The organism is Pseudomonas sp. CH61 (assembly GCF_059429415.1).
Map to the genome: position 1 here is coordinate 2,416,458 of NZ_CM182098.1, position 18,568 is coordinate 2,435,025.

At 60.3% G+C, this 18,568-nt stretch carries 15 protein-coding genes; 1 reads left to right on the plus strand and 14 read right to left on the minus strand.

The window, feature by feature from the left end:
* From AC5SEM_RS10785 to rfaH, 10 genes are all read right to left on the minus strand, one after another.
* Entirely contained in the window at positions 1-1,314 is a 1,314-nt protein-coding gene (locus tag AC5SEM_RS10785; RefSeq protein WP_495472927.1) for an O-antigen ligase family protein, read from the minus strand.
* Entirely contained in the window at positions 1,311-2,423 is a 1,113-nt protein-coding gene (locus AC5SEM_RS10790; protein ID WP_495472928.1) for a glycosyltransferase, read from the minus strand. The genes AC5SEM_RS10785 and AC5SEM_RS10790 overlap by 4 nt, the downstream gene beginning before the upstream one ends.
* On the minus strand, positions 2,420-3,499 hold the full coding sequence (locus tag AC5SEM_RS10795) for a glycosyltransferase (protein WP_495472929.1): 1,080 nt from the start codon (positions 3,497-3,499) through the stop codon (positions 2,420-2,422). The genes AC5SEM_RS10790 and AC5SEM_RS10795 overlap by 4 nt, the downstream gene beginning before the upstream one ends.
* Positions 3,500-3,501: 2 nt before the next feature.
* On the minus strand, positions 3,502-4,206 hold the full coding sequence (locus AC5SEM_RS10800) for a WecB/TagA/CpsF family glycosyltransferase (RefSeq protein ID WP_495472930.1): 705 nt from the start codon (positions 4,204-4,206) through the stop codon (positions 3,502-3,504).
* A 12-nt stretch (positions 4,207-4,218) separates the two neighbouring features.
* Entirely contained in the window at positions 4,219-5,559 is a 1,341-nt protein-coding gene (locus tag AC5SEM_RS10805) for a UDP-glucose dehydrogenase family protein (RefSeq protein ID WP_495472931.1), read from the minus strand.
* A 71-nt stretch (positions 5,560-5,630) separates the two neighbouring features.
* Positions 5,631-7,022 carry an undecaprenyl-phosphate glucose phosphotransferase gene (locus AC5SEM_RS10810; protein ID WP_495472932.1) on the minus strand — a complete coding sequence of 464 codons (1,392 nt, stop codon included), beginning with the start codon at positions 7,020-7,022 and terminating at the stop codon, positions 5,631-5,633.
* A 147-nt stretch (positions 7,023-7,169) separates the two neighbouring features.
* On the minus strand, positions 7,170-9,485 hold the full coding sequence (locus AC5SEM_RS10815; RefSeq protein WP_495472933.1) for a GumC family protein: 2,316 nt from the start codon (positions 9,483-9,485) through the stop codon (positions 7,170-7,172).
* A 2-nt stretch (positions 9,486-9,487) separates the two neighbouring features.
* Positions 9,488-10,021 (minus strand): polysaccharide biosynthesis/export family protein, encoded by a 534-nt coding sequence (locus AC5SEM_RS10820; RefSeq protein ID WP_495472934.1) that lies wholly within the window; start codon positions 10,019-10,021, stop codon positions 9,488-9,490.
* 12 nt (positions 10,022-10,033) lie between these two features.
* On the minus strand, positions 10,034-11,194 hold the full coding sequence (locus AC5SEM_RS10825) for an outer membrane beta-barrel protein (RefSeq protein ID WP_495472935.1): 1,161 nt from the start codon (positions 11,192-11,194) through the stop codon (positions 10,034-10,036).
* 37 nt (positions 11,195-11,231) lie between these two features.
* Positions 11,232-11,768: a transcription/translation regulatory transformer protein RfaH gene (rfaH, locus tag AC5SEM_RS10830; protein ID WP_495472936.1), complete on the minus strand. Its 537-nt coding sequence runs from the start codon at positions 11,766-11,768 to the stop codon at positions 11,232-11,234.
* Between the two features lie 603 nt (positions 11,769-12,371).
* Between rfaH and AC5SEM_RS10835 the strand changes: the two genes are divergently transcribed.
* A complete protein-coding gene (locus AC5SEM_RS10835) occupies positions 12,372-13,349 on the plus strand; it encodes an NAD-dependent epimerase (protein ID WP_495473458.1) in 978 nt (325 codons plus the stop codon).
* 92 nt (positions 13,350-13,441) lie between these two features.
* Here AC5SEM_RS10835 and AC5SEM_RS10840 read toward each other — a convergent pair whose 3' ends face one another.
* The 4 genes from AC5SEM_RS10840 to AC5SEM_RS10855 are packed head-to-tail and all read right to left on the minus strand — an operon-like array spanning position 13,442 to position 18,535.
* On the minus strand, positions 13,442-14,446 hold the full coding sequence (locus AC5SEM_RS10840; RefSeq protein ID WP_495472937.1) for an XdhC family protein: 1,005 nt from the start codon (positions 14,444-14,446) through the stop codon (positions 13,442-13,444).
* Between the two features lie 11 nt (positions 14,447-14,457).
* Positions 14,458-15,810 (minus strand): c-type cytochrome, encoded by a 1,353-nt coding sequence (locus AC5SEM_RS10845; RefSeq protein WP_495472938.1) that lies wholly within the window; start codon positions 15,808-15,810, stop codon positions 14,458-14,460.
* 17 nt (positions 15,811-15,827) lie between these two features.
* Positions 15,828-18,080: a xanthine dehydrogenase family protein molybdopterin-binding subunit gene (locus AC5SEM_RS10850; RefSeq protein WP_495472939.1), complete on the minus strand. Its 2,253-nt coding sequence runs from the start codon at positions 18,078-18,080 to the stop codon at positions 15,828-15,830.
* The gene (locus AC5SEM_RS10855) at positions 18,080-18,535 is read right to left on the minus strand and encodes a (2Fe-2S)-binding protein (protein WP_495472940.1); all 456 of its coding nucleotides are present in this window, start codon (positions 18,533-18,535) and stop codon (positions 18,080-18,082) included. Before AC5SEM_RS10855 ends, AC5SEM_RS10850 begins: the two co-directional genes overlap by 1 nt.
* Positions 18,536-18,568 lie beyond the last annotated feature (33 nt).

The following is an 18,568-nucleotide window of genomic DNA, read 5'->3' on the forward strand; positions in this document are numbered from 1 at the left end:
TTACGCGTTGGCTGAATCGCGCGGCACTGCTCTGCCAGACACACGCTGACGCTGCGCTGCCGCTGAGGTTTCGGGGTAGGTCGCGAGGTGATGGCGGAAAGACAGGGCGAGGGTGCAGAACACCAGAAACTCGGCGGAGCGATAGTTGGGGATCACGTACGCCACATAATTGGTGACGGCGAACAAGCCGATGATCACCAGCGCACTGGCGCGAAACTGCGCCGTTTTATTCGCGGTAACGGCGCGGTACTGCTTGAGCAGGGCTTCACCAAACATCAGCGCCAGCGCGGTCAGTTGGATGACTCCGCCGTTGAGCAGGGTTTCGACGTAGCCGCTGTGGGCGTTACCGATATAACCCCAGCGGGTAATGAAGCCATCGGCATCGGGGCTGGACCAGAAGGCGCCGAAGCCGTAACCCTTGAGAAACTGCCCGTCGATAAACGGCCCTAGCAGTTCCCAGATCAGGGTGCGATCGGTCAGTGACGGGTCACGACCGGCCATTTCCAGCAGTACCGCGAAGTTGCTGTAGAGGAACAGGCACACCAGCAGGTAGAGGAGGGTGCAGCCGAGGAACATCAGCGGCGAATGGTTGATGCGCAAACGGATCAGGGTCAGGAAGTACCAGTAGCTGATCGCGCCGGAAACTATCAGCGCCACCCCGGTCGCCGACTGCGCGAGCAGGATCGCGACCAGCGAGAAAAACGCGCAGAACAGCGCCCAGTGATTGCGTCGGCGAATCATCGGTAGCAATAACAGAATGGCGATCGCGTTGAGCCGCGCACCGGCATTCTTTTCGGCAAAAATCCCCTTGAAGGCGCCGTCGCGAATCCCCCCGGAGAGGAACGCGACGTCAGGCATGACCACCGCCAGGATCAAGCCGATCAACGCCGCCCCGCCGATGGCGCAGCCGAGCATGAAGGTGATTTTTTCCAGCGAATAGTTGTAGGCAATGAAACCGGCGAAAAACACCATGCTGAGCATCGCGATAAAGCGCTTGAAACTCAGCATCGGGTCGTGGGACCAGCCGATCGAGGCGATGACAGAAAACATGAATAGCAACAGAAAGAAGTTGCTGCGATAAAAGGTTTTGCTGAGGAACACCTTGTTGCGGATGAAGAAAAACAACGGCACCAGCAGCGTGATCAGTCCGCAGATCTGATTGGCTACGTTGCCTTCGAGGTCTTTATCGATATCGCCGAAGCTGGCGGCGCCGCCCAGGCCGAGGACAAAGGTAATTACCTGGATGTAGAACAGCACGCCGAACAAGGTGAAGCCGTCGCGTAACGTCGAATACCTGATCGCCAGTGTGCTCATGATGACGGGCTCCCGATCAACGCTTTGAGATAGGTCTGCACCGCGCTGGCATTGATGAAGCGGGCGGCGGCCTCCAGGCGCAATTCACGTTGCAGATTGCGCGGTGTAGCCAGTTGCAGGGCAATCGCCTGTGCCAGGGCGAGCGGATCGTCGACGTCGACCAGTGGCGCGACCACACCGCCAATGAGGATGTCTTGCGGGCCATGGGGGCAACGGGTTGCCACCACTGGCGTGCCCGTGGATAACGCCTCTACCAAGGCGTTGGGGCTGCCCTCGAAGCGCGACGACAGCACGAAGCAATCGGCGGCGGCCACCTCTGCCAAAGGAGCATTGGCATAGCCCGGCAGATCGAAGCGCTCCGCCACGCCCAGTGCGCGCGCCTGTTCCAGCAGATTCGGCCTGAGTGCGCCCTCGCCAAAAATGATCAGGCGGGCGCGGCTGTCCGCTAATGCGGCGAACGCGCTGATCAAGGTGTCGAAGCCTTTTTGCGGCGCCAGTCGACCCACGGCGACAATTACCGGGGCGGATTTTTCCAGCAGCCAGCGGTGGCTGGGCAGCCCCGGGGTTTTCTGGCGAAAGTCGTTGTCGAGCACCGGGTTGTCGGCAATGGTCACGTCCTGGCGGCGGGCGACGGTGGTGGCGACCAGATCCTGGGCGACACCCCGCGAGACACAGATCACCGGGTTGGGAATCAGCCGATACAACAGCGGCGCCAACAGATACGCGACGCGCACCATGAAGTCGGGATTGACGTGCTTGTCATGGGAAAAGGCATTGCGCTCGCTGACGTGCAGGCGTGCCAGCGTGCCGGACAGCGTCGCCGCCGCAATCGCCACCACGTTGACGTGGGTGAGGGCTGCCAGTTGTGCGTCAAAGCGATTAGCGCGCAGAAAACGCGTGAGTGCCGGCACTGCACGGACGCTGCGCGGACTATTCAACTCAACCTTTTTCACCCGCGGATCGAGGTGCGCGGCGTGAATGCCGCCGCCGGTGAGCATCAGCAAGGTCACGTCATTGCCCGCGTCCACCAGCGCTCCGGCCAGACGCGCCATCATTTTTTCAGCCCCGCCGGCGCTGAGGTCATGCAGGATGATCAGCAGTTTTTTCATTGATTCCATACCTGGTAATACGCCTGCGCCGCGTACTGGCTGGTGTACTGACGCAGGGTGTCGGTGAGTCTGGTTTCGCTGAAGGTGACGTCATCGCGTGGGGTCAGGCTGCGCAGCATGCCATCGGCCAGCGCCGGTACGTCGTTGACCTTCACCAGTTGGCCCAGTCGGCCGTTGTCGAGCAGTTCTCTGGGGCCGGTCTCGCAATCGCTGGCCAGCACCGGCGTGCCCAGTGCCAGCGCCTCGATCAACACCGTCGGCATGCCTTCTTGCACGGAGCTCAAAATGAACAGTTGCGCGTGCCGGAGCAGCGGATAGGGGTTGCTGAGGAATCCGGTGAAATGCACCCGCGGGGCAATGCCCAGACGTCGGGCCTGAGCGGTCAGTGCCTCGCGCAACGGGCCATCGCCGACGATCACCAGATCCGGCAGCGCAGCGCTGCGCAATGCCAGCGCGTAAGCATCGAGCAACAGCTGAAAACCTTTCGGCTCGACCAAACGGCCCAGGCCAAGCCAGTAAGCACCGTGCATTCCGCCGGGTAGCGGCGCCTGCGAGGCTTGAAAGAGTTGCTCGGTGACCACCGCATTGGGGCAATAACGGATGCGTTGCTGACCCCAGGGCAGCAACTCGATGAGTGTCTGGCGCAAGGCATTGGAGACGGTGACGACCTTGCCGCTACCACACAGGTACAAGCTGTAGAGCAAGCGCAGGCTGGCGGGACCGGTGTTCTGTTCACTGCAATCGAGGGTCGCGTGGCGGCAATAGATGACTTTGCACAAACGGCCCAAAGTTGCGAACCAGGTGCAGAGGTTGGCTTGCTCCTTGGCGGCAATGAGATGGGTGACGCCTTCGCGCTGAATGAGCCGGCGCAACAAAACGATCGACTTGAGCAAACCGATGAGACCGCTGCCACCGCCGTTGAAGCGCTGCACACCGGGCGTATCTGGCACGTCGGCGTTGATAACGAAAAAACTCACCCGGCGACCGTCCTTGAGAAACTGCTCGGACAAGCGTTGCTGCACGCGCTCGACGCCACCGCCCACCTTGAAATCCTTGAGGATAAAGAGGATGTGCATGGTCATTCCCCCACGCTGATGGCGACTTTGCGCCGGGCGAGCATTGTCAGCAGGTGCAAGAAGTTGCTCGGGTAATCGACGAGGTAGCGTTTGATCGTGTGCGGCTCGCGGTACATTCGATAGAACGCGCGCAGGTGCAGGCGATTGATCAGCGCCGGGTAGTATTGCCGCGTCGCTAGCGCTTCCTGGCGGATGAACCCGCCACAGGTGAAGGCGACACCGCGAAAGCCTGCGCGCAGGGCATCCTGTTCGAACTGTTCTTGCAGCCCGGCGCCGAGGCCAACAATCAGGATGTCGGCGGCGCTGCGACAGATGTCCGCTTGAATATCTTCAGCCTCGCCGGCGTCGAAATAGCCGTTGTGGTAACCGGCGATGGTCAGCCGCGGATAAAGCGCCCCGATCTTGACGATAAACAGCTCCAGCTCGGCCTGCCGGGCGCCGACGAAGTACACGCGCTTGCCCAGTTGCTCGGCGCTGCCGAGGACAAGGTCGGCGATCGAGGTGAAGTCGAAGCTGACCCGGCCAATGGTCCTGCCGGTCACCCGCGACATGAAGGTCGACATCAGCATGCCGTCGCAGAAATAGGCGACGCTGCCCGGGGGCTGCTGGAAAACGCTGCCAATGGAGGCAAAGTTGATGAAGGAGTAGGCCTGGTTGGCCTCCAGTAATTTCGCCGAGTAATGCCCGACCAGTTCCAACTGCAACATGGCGCGGCTCCTTCAAATGACTGAAGGGGTTGGCCGCCCCACGGAGATGTAGGTGAAGCCGCGCTTGTGCAAACGTTGCGGATCGAACAGATTGCGTCCGTCGAAAATCAACGGTTGTTTGAGCTGCTGGCTGAGCAGGTCAAAGTCCGGCGCGCGGAACGCTTGCCACTCGGTGACGATGATCAACGCGTCGGCATTTTTCAGCGCCGCTTCCTTGGTTCCCGCCAGCGTCAGGTCATCGCGTGCGCCATACAGGCGCTGCGCCTCTTCCATGGCTTTCGGATCAAACGCCTGAACGCTGGCGCCGGCGTGCCACAAGGCCTCTATCAATACGCGGCTGGGGGCTTCGCGCATGTCGTCGGTATTGGGTTTGAAACTCAAGCCCCACAGGGCAAACGTCTTGCCGCGCAGATGACCGTCGAAGTGATTGAAAATCTTGCTGTACAGACTGGCTTTCTGGTCCTGGTTGCGCGCTTCTACAGCCTTGAGCAGTCGGGCGTCGATATCGACACTTGTTGCGGCGTGGATCAGCGCTTTGACGTCTTTGGGAAAGCATGAGCCGCCGTAACCCAGGCCCGGGTAGATAAACTGGTAACCGATGCGCGGGTCGGCGCCGATGCCGTGGCGGACCTTTTCGATGTCGGCACCGAGCTTTTCGGCGAGGCAGGCCATCTCGTTCATGAAGCTGATCTTGGTCGCCAGCATGCAATTGGCGGCGTACTTCGTCAGCTCAGCACTGCGAAGGTCCATGACAATGATTTTGTCGCGGCTGCGATTGAACGGTTCATACAGTTCGCGCATCACCGCTTCGGCATGCGCGCTGTCGGTGCCGATGATGATCCGGTCCGGGCGCATGCAGTCTTCGACCGCACAGCCTTCCTTGAGAAATTCCGGGTTCGACACCACATCGAACGTCAGGTGACTGCGATCGCTGTCGGCCAGCACCTGCTCGATACACGCACGCACCTGATCGCCAGTGCCGACCGGCACCGTGGATTTGTCGACGATGATCTGATGCCGATCCATGTTCAGCGCGATGGTCTGCGCCACGCTCAACACGTATTGCAGATCGGCCGAACCGTCTTCGTCGGGCGGTGTGCCGACGGCGATCAACAGCACATCACCATGCTGAACAGCCTCGGCCAGATCGGTGCCGAAGTGCAGGCGGCCACTTTGATAATTGTCACGCACAAGGCTTTTCAGGCCCGGCTCGTAGATCGGCAGCGTGCCTTGTTTCAGCGCCTCGACCCGGGCCGCGTCGACATCGACGCAGAGCACGTTGTGCCCGACCTCGGCCAGTGCGGCGCCCTGGACCAGGCCCACGTAACCAATACCGAATACGCTCACATTCATGGTCAAACCTCAGATCGTGGTGAAGGTTGTCAATGCAGGGGCAGGGCGGGGCTGAAGCAGTCGGGCAGGGGTCAGTAGATGTTTTTCGAGAACAGCGTGAAGGGCGTCTTGATGAGGATTTTGATGTCGAGCCACAGCGACCATTGGTTGATGTAGTTGAGGTCCTGGGCGACGCGCAGCTGCATCTTTTCCACCGTCTCGGTTTCGCCGCGATGGCCGGTGATCTGGGCGAGGCCGGTGATGCCCGGCTTGAGGCGATGGCGGGCCATGTAGGCGCGCACCTTGCCGGTGTAATAAATGTTGTGGGTGACGGCATGCGGACGCGGGCCGACCAGGGCCATCTGTCCGGACACGACGTTGAACAACTGCGGCAATTCGTCGATGGAACTGCGGCGCAGGAAGCCGCCGATCGGGGTGAGGCGGTCATCGTCACGGGTGGCCTGGCGCACCTCGCGATCGTCGTGGACGTGCATCGAACGAAACTTCCAGACCTTGATCACTTCACCGTTGCAACCGTGGCGGGCCTGCTTGAACAGCACCGGGCCTGCGGAGGTGAGCTTGACGGCGACGGCCACCACCAGCAGCAAAGGACTGAGCAGCACAATCGCCAGCGCCGCCAGACTGCGCTCGAACAGGTCCTTGCAAAACAGGCTGGCCGGGTGCGAGCTGATCAGGCTTTCATTGAGGTAGATCGCCGGCATTCGCTCGATTTCCGAGATCGAATGGTTGAGCAACACCATGCTGCCGAAATCCGGAATCCACACCACGTCGACATTCATGTCCAAGAGGTCGATGTACAGCGCTTCGATGGTCGCGGCATGCGCCATGGTCAGGACGATGTAGACGCGGCGCACTTCCAGGCGCGTGATGATCTCGCGGATCGCGGCAACGTTACCGAGCAGCGGCAGAATGCTTGGGGCGGGGCCGCTGTTGTCGGCGGCAGCGATGAAACCGAGCACCAGCGCACGGTTCGGTCGCGAGAGTTTTTTCGCCAGCTCATGGGCTGTCGGGCAGGTGCCGATGATCACCGACCGGCGCTCTTTGCAAACCCTGCGCGAGTGCAATCGGGCGAAGTAATGCAGGGGCAGAAAACTCGCCGCCTGCACCACGAAACCCAACACGGCCCAGACAATAATCACCTGGCGTGAATAGATCGCGCTGGTCTGGGTGATGAAGGCTATGGCCGCGAGCACGGCCAGCAGAATCAGCCAGCCGGCCAGCAAACGGCCGAGGCCGACCAGCAGACCATGGCGCTTGTGATAGACCTGCATCACGCTGTAAATCGGCACCGAACCGAGCACGGCGAGAATGATCAGGATGCGGTATTCGCTGTTCAGACTGCCGACGCGCCAATGCACCAGCAACATCAGCAACACGGTGGTCAGCGACAGTGCGCACAGCCACTGGCCCCAGAACGTCAGGCCTCGGCGGTGCGTCAGGTGAGCGGTATAGAGCGGTGTCATGGGCTTAACCTCAAGGCAGCAGTCATGTATCAGCGCTAATCGAACGGACAGGACGGGTCGCCCGATGGCTATTCCGTAGCTCGGCAGAGGTGAAGCGGGTTGTGTGATGGCAGAAGAGGGCGTAGCGGCTGGCGTATTCGCCTGGTGTTACCTGGGCGCGAAATCGTAGTTATAGAACGCCCGGGAGTGGTGATGGCCGTACTTGCGCGCCTTGCGCAGGTCGACCTGGTTGAGCACGGTGCCAAACACCGGCACATGGCTCTGCTGCAACGCGGCAAGGCCGCGCTGTACTTGGCTGATCGGTGTGCTGTCGGCCTTGACCACGTAGATCACGGCATCCGAATGCCGCGCCAGCAACAGTGCGTCGCTGATCATCTCGGCTGGGGGGGAATCGATAATGATGTGGCGGTAACGCGACCTCAGTGCATCAAGCATGCGCGCCATGCGCGGTGAGCTGAGCAGATCCTGCGGCGGTGGCTGTAATGGATTGAGCGAATCGGCTGGGGACGGCAGGCGCGGGGCGGCGAACAGGTCCAGCGGTGCCGGCAGGACTTTGCCGGCCGGCAACATGTCCAGATTGCCCACCGAGACAATGCAGTCTTCAAGCCGGGCGGTGCCGGCAATCACATTCGCCAGTCCGGGGCTGTCCGGCGGGAAATCGAAGTTCAGCGATAAGGTTGGCTGACGCATGTCGGCATCGATCAACAGCACTCGTTCGAGTGACGTCAGTGAGCTGGCCAGATTGTTGGCAATGGTGCTTTTACCCTCACCGGCAACCGTCGACGTCACCAGCACCACCTGCGAGGGCATTTCACTGCTTTGCAACATCAACCAGGTGCGCAGGTTGCGAATGGTCTCGGAAAAGCGCGGGTTGTCGTTATCCTCGAACAAGCGCGCCAGTTGCCGACGGGTTTTCTTCGTCACCAGTGGCACGACGCTGAGCAACGGAATGTTCAGCGCGTTCTCGATCGACTCGTCGGTTTTGAAGGTATTGCTCAGGCTGTCGAAGAGCAGCGCCAAGGCAACGCCGATCACCGCAGCGATCAACCCGACGACCGCGACAATCAAGGTTTTACGCGGTTTGCTCGCGTCAACCGGGACAATGGCCGGGTCGACGATGCGCACCTTGGTCGAGTCCATGTCGGCGGTGGCGGTGGTTTCTTTCAGGCGGGTGACGAATGTTTCATACAGCGCGCGGGAGCTGTCGACCTCACGCTGGAACTCGCGCAACTGGAACTCTTTGCGCGCAATGTCCTGGATTTGCGCCTTGTTGCTGTTGAACGACTGGCGCAGCGAGGCTTCACTGGCGGTGGCGAGCTGGTATTGCCGCTCAATGCCGGCGACCACTTGCTGCACCTGCAATTGCAGGCTGGTGGTGGCGGTGCGCAATTCGGTCTGTGCAGAAATCAGGCTCGGGTGTTTTGGCCCATAGCGGCCCGCCAGTTCATCCACCTTGGCTTGCGCCACAGCGCGGTCGGCCTGGAATTTCTGCACCAAGGGATTGCTCAGCACCGCAGGCACGCTGGACAGTCGGCTCAGATCACCGTTGCCCAAGGCCTTGGCCTGGCGGTACTCGCTCTCGGCTTCAGCGCGGTTGCGCCGGGCATCGACCATGCGATTGCCGGTCATTTCCAGCTCGTTGGCGCTGATGGTGGCAACGCCGCCGACGTCCACCAGACCTTGCTCTTCGCGGTAGCCCTGAAGCTTTTTCTCGGCGACACGCAAGTTGTCGCGCAGTTTGATCAGCCGTGTGTTCATCCAGGCCGTGGTGGTTTGCGAGGACTTTTCGCTGGTGTCGAGCTGGCTGTCGGTGAAGCCTTGCGCCAACGCATTGGCCGCTGCGGCTGCGAGAACCGGATCGGGCAACTCGACCTCGATTTCGAGCAACTGGCTCTTGCCGACGAACTTGACGCTGGTGTGCAGCATGAGGTTCTGCGTGACCTGATTGAACACGTCTTCTTCAGTGGGCTGCTCTTTATTGCTCAGCGGCATCACCCGGCTCAGCTCCGGGATCCATTGATCAAGGTCGAGATCCGCTAGCCACTGGCGCGGTGCAAACCAGGGCTTTGATTGCTGGCGCGGGTCGGTGACCGGGTGCGTGGTCAGGCCGAGTTTTTTCACCGCGCGTTCGGCTAGATCGCGCGATTGCAGGAGCGCCTGCTGGGTCTGCAAGTAGTCCGTGGCGTTGCCGCCGGAATCCTTGACTTGCTGGAACGACATCAGCGGCGGGGTTTTATCATTGAACAGCAAGGTCGTGCTGCCGATGTATTGCGGCGTGATGTTCGAGACCACAATCGCGGCCAGCGCAGCGCTCGCCAGCACCAGCCAGGCGATGCTCCATTTGGCGCGCCAGATCACTCTCCAGAGCTTTAACAGGTCAAGGGTGTCCTTATCTTCGCTGTACTGCTGATGCAGATGCGCTTGCAGAGGACGTTCGACGTAGGTGCTAGGGCTGTTGTCCATGATTAGAAAAAGCCTTGTGCAATGGAAATGGTGTCGCCGGGGGCAATCGTGGTGTTGCGCGTCACGTCATCGGTGAGGGTCGCGCCACCATCGCCGCGCAAAATGGTCACGCGTTTGATCGAAGCCCGCTCGGTCAGGCCACCGCCCAAGGCGATGGCTTTCTCCAGAGTCAGGCCGGGCACGAACGGGTAGCTGCCGGGTTTCTTCACTTCGCCGTTGATGTAGAACGAGCGGTATTCGATCTGGCTGAGGCTGACTTTCGGGTCGATCAGGTACCCTTGTTTCAGCCCGTCGACGATGATTTTTTCGACTTGGCCGGGGGTCAGTCCCTTGGCGGAAATCTCACCGAGAAAAGGGTAGGAAAAGGTGCCGGCGTCACTGAGGCGGATCTTTTTCAGGCTCAACTCCGGCTCACCGAAGACGATGATGCGCAAGACATCGCCAGCGGCCAGTTTGTATTGCGTGTCGGGCTCTGCGGCAAAGGTATGAGGTATAAAACACAGGGCGAACAGCAAGACGAGCGTGCGTGTGTTCATGTCGAGACCCTCTTAAAGGCTGACGTTGAAACTGATCTGGAACACGTTGCGGGTGAAACTTTCATTGTCGGCATCGGAATCGTTGTCGCGGTACCGATAACCCAACTCGATATCCAGCCAGCGGCGCATCGCGTACACCACGGCCAGGTTGTAGTCCTGAAGATTGTCGGTACGGCTTTGGCCTTCGTAGACATAACGGCCGTACCCGGCTTGTGCCACCGTGGTGATGCGTTCGGTCCAGCCGTGGCGCCATCCGACCTGAGTGAACGTCGACTTCACGGCATCAGCGCCATCGTCACCTTCGGCAAGGGCTTGGCGAGCGACAAAGGTAAACGTCGAATAGGTTCGCGGTTTCCATTGCAAGTCCACTTGCCAGGTCGGGTTGTTGAGGTCTTTGGATTCGCTGTTGTCGAAGTTCTTGCGCTCATAGCCGAGGCGCACTTTGCCGGTGGTACGTGCGGTGAAGTCCCACACGGCCCCGGCCAGTACCGCATCGGATTTGCTGCTGCGCGGGCTGTTGGCTTGCTGATAATCAAAGTCGGTGTGGTCATATTCGAGCAGGCCGCGGGTGTTACTGCCGATGCGGTGGTACCAGGTGCTGGTGAGGGCGGTGGTATTGCGTTCCTTGTCGTCGTTGATGCCGTCGGCATTGTCGTAGCGAAGTTGCGCGTAACTGGCGCCGACATCGATTTGGTTGTCGGCACTTTTAGCGCCGAAGGTGTAAAGACCCCCCACGCGTTTATTGTTGAGCTTGTCGTTGATGCCCTCGACCGCCGTCGACTCGGTGCGCTCCCATTTACGGTACTCGGCGTCGAGCTTGAGACGATGGCGGTCGGTGAACTCCATGATGCTGTCGGCACGCACGCGCTGGGCCGTGTTCGAGGCATCGGAATCGTCGTGATAGATATAACGCGTGGGCTGCCAGATCAGTCGAGTCGCGCTGTTGCGATCTTCCGCCTTGAGCTCGAAGGTCGGCGCCAGTTTGGTGACCATCGATGACTGTTTACTGTTTTCCACTTCGCGAAAGTTATCGTCATAACTTTCTGAAAACAAAAAGGATGGCGTGAAATCGAATCCGTAAACATTAATGGCTTGCGGATCGATACTCCAGGCCATTCCAGGATAGAGAGAGGCCATCAGCAGTGCGACAGGGCATCGTGACTTCAAAGCCATGTTATAGCTCCTGAGCAAAGGCTTATAAGGCAAGGGGTTAGTGATAGTTCTGAACGTTGGGTTGTTGACGTTCGATCACGCTGAGTGGCAAGCAAACGGATTGTTCGCGATTCAGAAACTGCAAGAGGACCATCACCCGGTCGTTGCCGTGCAAGCCGAGAAACACGCCCTCCAAGGGAGCCAGCGGGCCGCTGACGATCTGCAGATTCTGCCCCGGTTTCAGCGCCTGATCCGGCTCCGCCAGCGATGATTCGATACAGCGCACACGCAGGTGCTCGATGACATGCTCTGCCACCGTCGCAGGACCGTGATTGAATTCGACGATACGACTGACCCCGCGTGTGGAACGCAAGGGCCCCCAATTGTCGTTACGACTGAGCTGGATAAACAAATACCCGGGGAATAGCGACTCGCGCACTCGCTGTCGTTTCCCGCGAATGATGCGTTCACTGAGGAGTTGGGGATGGAATACCACGTAGTTCTGTTGAAGAAGGTTGAGGTGAGCGCGCTCATCCTGACGTGGCTTGCATTGCAAAAGGTACCAAAAGGGACGTTCGGAGCTGATAACTGGCATGCTGGTAAACTCTGTAATGATCGAAAGTTTATGCAGGCAGAAGCTCTATCGAGGGCTAAGTAAGGGCAAATGGCGAAAGTCTGTTCTTATTTTATTAACACTGAGGTGTTTCAATCTTGAATCACACAGTGTTTCATTAAGGTGCGTCGAACTGAGGCGTGACGCTATAGTGTGCGGCGCATAGGGAATAAGCCGCGGCTTAACTTTTTAGAAGACAAAGCTACCGCACGGTCTGCTCATGCAGCTTTAACGATAGGTAACTAAGTAGTTGTCTCTGAAACGACAGGGCGCGAGTAGAAGATTGCTCGCGCCCTGTAAAAATGAACCTTGGTAGTTATCGGCCAGTCTTTGCGGTCTGTCAAACGATCCCAGTCAAAAAACACGCCATTTATCTGCTAATGATGGCACTCGTGCGCAGGTTATTGTTTTCTAAGGCGTCAGCCTTTTGTCGGACGGCAAGAAACTTTCCTGTCACTTCAGAGTCGTCACTCGCTATTTAGATCGGTTGTTAATCCGTATCGTTGGGGAAGTTATAAAGTCTGGACTGCGCAAGTCGACCAACGCTATAACTAATCGCCTGGCGACTTGGCTGGAGAGACGAATATGTCCGTTCTTGTTACAGGTGCTGCAGGCTTTATCGGATATCACACGGTCAGACGATTGATATTGCAAGGCCATCAAGTAATCGGCATCGACAATCTTAACGACTATTACAGCGTGGAACTCAAACAGGCGCGCCTCAAGCAGTTGAGCGAGCTAAAAGGTTTCCGTTTCCAGACCATGGACATTGTCGATAAGCCAGCCTTGATGGCGCTGTTCGAAGAGCAGGGGTTCACCGAGGTCGTGCATTTGGCCGCTCAAGCGGGTGTGCGCTATTCGCTCGACAATCCGGATGCCTATGCGCAATCGAATTTGCTGGGCTTTCTCAATGTGCTGGAAGCCTGCCGCCACTGTCCACCTGCGCATCTGATCTACGCGTCGAGCAGTTCGGTGTACGGCGCTAACAGCAAGCTGCCATACAGCGTCGATGACGCGGTCGAGCATCCGGTGTCCCTGTATGCCGCCACCAAACGCGCCAATGAATTGCTTGCCGACAGTTACTGTCATCTCTACGGACTCAAGGCCAGCGGGCTGCGGTTTTTTACCGTCTATGGGCCATGGGGTCGGCCGGACATGGCGTTGTTCAAATTCACCGAAGCGATCCTCCAGGGGCGGCCGATTGATATTTACAACCAGGGCCAGATGGCACGCGACTTTACCTACGTCGATGACGTTGTCGAAAGCATCGTCCGCCTGTGCCCGAAGCCGCCGTTGCCGGACAAAGACGCCAAGGGCTGCCAGCGGATTTTCAACCTGGGGCGTGGCAGGCCGATAGCGCTGCTGGATTTTGTCGACTGCCTGGAGACGGCTTTGGGCATAAAAGCTCAGCGCAATTTGTTGCCGATGCAGGCAGGCGATGTGATCAAGACCTGGGCTGATGTTTCGGCGCTGGCGGACTGGATCGGGTTTTCGCCGCAGGTCGAGGTTGAGGTGGGGGTGGCGGAGTTTGTGCGGTGGTATCGCCAGTATTATCGGGTGTGAGCCTCACCGGTTACGAGTTCCTTGAGGTCTGCCGCGCAGAAATGTTGGCGCCGTCGCCAGTCGATGACATCGACGCGGGGGAGAACGGTCACTCACTCAACGAGCGCTTTGGCCTTGGCGATTGAAAGCGCTTTCGGCAAACGGGCACCATTCTTCACCGCAAGAATCTCGGCCATCACGCTAACGGCGATTTCCGCCGGCGTCTTGCTGCCGATATACAGACCGATCGGTCCGTGCAGGCGCTCAAGCGACGCCTCGGTTTCAGCAAAATGCTCGATCAGGCGTTCGCGGCGCAGTTGACTGTTGCGCCGCGAGCCGATGGCACCGATGTAGAACGCCGGGCTGTGCAGCGCTTCCAGCAATGCCAGATCGTCGAGTTTGGGGTCATGACTCAAGGCGACGATGCAGGTGCGCAGATCGACCGCGAAGTCGCGGACCACGTCGTCCGGCATGCCGACAATCCGCTCCACACCGTCTACCGCCCAAGTCTCGATGTACTCTGGACGCGGATCGCACACCGCCACTTTGAAACCGTTGAACAAGGCCATGGTCGCCAGATACTCGGCCAACGCGCCGGCTCCGATCATCAGCATTCGATAACCCGGTCCCAAGGTGTTGAGCATTTGCGCGCCATCGAAGCTGAACTGTTCCGGCGTCGCGGTGGGTTCGAGCGTGACCTGACCGGATTCCAACGCCAGACGACGGCGAACCAGTTGCCCGGCGTCCAGTTGCCCCAGCAACTCGTCAAGCGACGGCCACGCCGGGCTGAACTCAAGGATCAGTTCCAGCGTGCCACCGCACGGCAAGCCGAACCGATGCGCTTCATCGGCACTGACGCCATAGCGCACCACTTGCGGCGCGCTGTCGCTAAAAGCGCTGCCGCCATGGGCCGTGGTGTAGCGATGGATCAGATCGTCTTCGATGCAGCCACCGGACACGCTGCCCACCACGCGACCATCGTCACGCAAAGCCATCATCGACCCCGTCGGCCGTGGTGATGAACCCCAGGTGCGCGCCACCGTGGCGAGCAACACACGCTCGCCGGCGGCCAGCCAGTCCCGCGCCGTGCGCAGGACCAGCAAGTCGATGCTTTCCATCAGTGTCTCCTCTAGCGCATCTGCAGGATGATCGGGCTGCTGCTGGCCGGATCGGTGTGTTCACGCAGTTTGCCCACCGTCTGCGCATCGACAGCGCTGGCCTGATTGCCCCAGGTGCTGCGCATGAAGGTCAGCACTTCGGCGATCTGCTGATCCGACAGCTGCTCACGGAAGGCCGGCATGCGATAGGCGTCCGGCACTCCAGCCGCCACCACACGTTGCGAACCATTGAGGGTGATGTTGATCGCCGAGGCGCTTTCCTTGGCCAGTGCCGAGGTGGCGCCGGCCAGCGGCGGCATCCATTCAGGTTGACCTTTGCCGTCCAGGCCGTGGCACGAAGCGCAGCGCGTCACGTAGGTATGAGCACCGGGCGAGTCCAGACGCTCCGCCGCCGAAACCGCTTGATACTGCCACGGCGCGCCATCTCGTTCGCGATCCCCGGGAAGCGACTTCAGGTAGTGGGCAATCGCGGTCAAATCATCATCGCTCATGAACTGCGTGGAGTTGTTGAACGCTTCGGTCATCGAGCCGTAGACCACCGCATGTTTATTGCGACCGGTCTTGAGGAACTGCACGATCTCCGGCTCGCTCCAGCGGCCCAGGCCGGTGTTGTGATCATCACGCAGGCTCGGTGCATACCAGCCATCGAGCAAGGCGCCAGCGAGGTACGGCTTACCGGTCTCATCCAGTGCCTTCTCGTTGAACGCCAGGCCACGCGGCGTGTGGCAACTGCCGCAGTGCCCGGCGCCCTGAACGAGGTAAGCGCCACGGTTCCACTGTTCATCCTGCGACGGGTTGGCTACGTAGGGTTCGGCGTCGACAAACACGCCGTTCCACAGTGCAATCGGCCAGCGCAGATTCAGCGGAAAAGGAATCGCGCTGGGGATGTTGGCCTGTTTCACCGGCGCCACGCCTTTCATGAAGAACGCATACAACGCACGTACATCATCGTCACTGAGCTTGGCGTAGGACGGGTAGGGCATCGCCGGGTACAAACGGCGACTGTCGGGGGCCACGCCGTGACGCACCGCTCGGTCGAAGTCCGCCAGGCTGTAGTGGCCGATGCCGGTGTCCGTGTCCGGGGTGATATTGGTCGCATGGATTGAGCCCAGCGGTGTGGCCATTTCCAGGCCACCAGCGAATGGCGCGCCGCCCGGCACGCTGTGACAGGCCACGCAATCGCTGAGCCGGGCGACGTATTCGCCACGGGCGACCAGTGCCGGGTCGATGTCGGCCACGGCGATCTGATGGGTTTCCAGGCGCGAGACAGGCTCGCGGGTGACATACCAGGCCAGCAGGCCTGCCGCGACCAGGCACGGCACTGCCAGCCAGCCAGCGGTTCTTGCGAATCGGCTGTTATTCATGGACGCTCCGGCGCTGATCAAGTGAAGGTGTGTCGGCTCAGGGGCAGGCTGCGCACCCGCTGACCGGTTAGCCTTGCCACCGCGTTAGCGACGGCGGGCGCGACCGCAGGCAACGGCGGTTCACCGATGCCACCCATTTTTTCTCCGCTCTCGACCACACGCACATGAACCCGAGCCATCCGCGCAGGCGGCAGGATCGGATACAAGTCGTAGTTGCGCGCCCGGGGTTTGCCATCAATCCACACGGCTTCTTCCACCAGGGTTTGCGACAGCCCCAGCGCCACGGCGCCATTGACCTGAGCCTCGACGATCGCCGGGTTGACGATGCTGCCCGGGTCAATCGCCTGCCAGATGTCGTGCACCTTGACTTGGCCGTTCTCGATGGACACCTCGGCGATCACCGCCGTCTCTGTACCGAACGGCGAAGCCATCGCCACCCCGCGTGCACGTTTGCTGCCATCCTCGGCGGTAAACGGCCCGCGCTTCCAGCCGCCCGACAATTCAGCCACCGCTTGTAGCAGGGTGGTCAGGCGTTTGTTGTCACGCAGCAAATGCAAGCGCAGGTCGAACGGGTCCTTGCCACCCTTGTCGGCCAGTTCATCAAGGAACGATTCATAAAAGAAGTCGTTGAGCGAATTGCCCACCGAACGCCAGTAACCGAGCATCGCCGGGCCTTTGACGTAGATCTGCGCGATGCGTTTGTTGGGGATCGCGTAGGACTTGCCGGACAAGCCTTCAAGCGCCGTCGGGTCAAGCTTCTCACCCTGCTTGCCGGCGAGGGCTTCGGTCGGGCCTTCGGTGGCACTGATCGCTTCGATTGCCAGCGGCCAGCCGTCGCTGTCCAGCGCGGCACGGAAATTCACCGCAGCAACGGGACGGAGCACGTCACGCAGGAACTCTTCCTCGCGACTCCAGATCAGTTTGACCGGGCGGCCAACCGCTTTCGCCAGCGCGATTGCCTGAGGGTAGGGGCTGGCCGAGTCGTAGAGAAAATGCCGGCCAAAAAACCCGCCCAGCAGCGGCGAATGCAAGGTGATGCGCGAAATATCGAGGCCCGTGCGTTTGGCGATGTCGGCGCGGAACATGTCCGGTGCCTGATTCGGCAGCCAGACTTCCAGCGAACCGTCCGGATTGAATCGGGCCAAGGCTGACGGCGGCTCCAACTGTCCGTGGTTCAGGTATTGGTTGTGGTAAGTGGCGTCGATCCGGGTCTTGGTTTCCTTGAGAGTCGCAGCCACGTCGCCTTGGTTTTCATCATCCTTGGCCGGGCTTTTGTCTTCAGCGAGGCGCTTGAACCAGGCATCGCTGGAAAAGTCGGCAGGCATCGGCCGCACTTTGCTCTCGGCTGTTGGCTCTTGCCAGTCGACCTGAATCGCCTCGACCGCACGTTTGGCGTGCCACCAGCGCTCGGCGACTACTGCCACAGCGCCTGGCAGGCGGTGCACGGAATGCACGCCTTTCATTGCCTTGACCTGCTCTTCGTTGCGCAGGTTGCCGACCGTCATGCCCAGGCGCGGGGCATGTTGCACGGCAGCATGGAGCATGTCGTCGACCTTGAGATCGATGCTGTACAGCGCCTTGCCCGTGGATTTGTCGTAGGCATCGAGGCGCTTCACCGGTTTGCCGATCCAGCGGAACTGGCTCGGTTCACGCAGCTTCACAGAGGCCGGATCGGGAACCGGCAGATCCATCGCGCGCTCGGCCAGTTCACCGTAGGCCAGCGAGCGGCCCGACTTGGCGTGCACGACTTTGCCCGGCTCAGTGGTCAATTCACTCACCGGCACGCCGAGTTGCTGTGCGCCCGCCTGCAGCAACATGGCGCGGGCGAGGGCGCCGAGGCGGCGCATGACCGGGTAACTCATACGCACCGACATGCTGCCGCCGGTGATGCGCATACCGTTTTCCAGCACCACATAGGCTTCGCCGGGCGGCGCGGCTTCGACCAGGAAGGTCGACGGATCGGCATCGAGTTCTTCACCGACGATCTGCGCCATCGCGGTGAACGTGCCTTGTCCGCCTTCCATGAACGGGCAGAGCAGGCGCACGCGATTGTCCGGGCGGATCTCGAGAAACGCCGGCACCTGCGTGCCACGCTCGGCCGTCGCCGCCGCAACGGCAGCTTGCACGCGTGTCGCACCGAGCGGCAGGCCGAAGCCGAGGACCAATGCGCCGACGGCGGTACCGGTGAGAAAACGTCGGCGCGAAACATTGATCGGTTCGTGCAGATCCAGTGCTGAGGCTTGCAGTGAAGGGTCGATTCGAACGTTCATCACGCGTCTCCCTTGCCGGCCAGCTCATGCACGGCGGCATGAATGGCGTTGTACGTCCCGCAGCGGCACAGATTGACCATCGCTGCCTCGATCTGCGCATCACTCGGTTTGGCGTTCTGCTTGAGCAACGCAGTGGCCGCCATCACTTGCCCGGACTGGCAGTAGCCACACTGCGCGACCTGCAGATCGACCCAGGTCGCGACCACCCGTTTGCCCACGTCATCGTTTTCGATGGCCTCAATCGTGGTGACCTCGCGGCCAACCACACCGGCCACCGGCGTGACGCATGAGCGCACCACGTTGCCGTCTACCAGCACCGAGCAGGCGCCGCATTGCGCCAGTCCGCAGCCGTACTTGGTGCCGGTCATGCCCAGATCATCGCGGATCACCCACAGCAAGGGCGTATCGGCGTCGGCATCGACCTGATAGGTCTTCTGGTTGATTCGTAGTTCCATGATTCACCCGCTGATCATCGGTTGACGTGCATT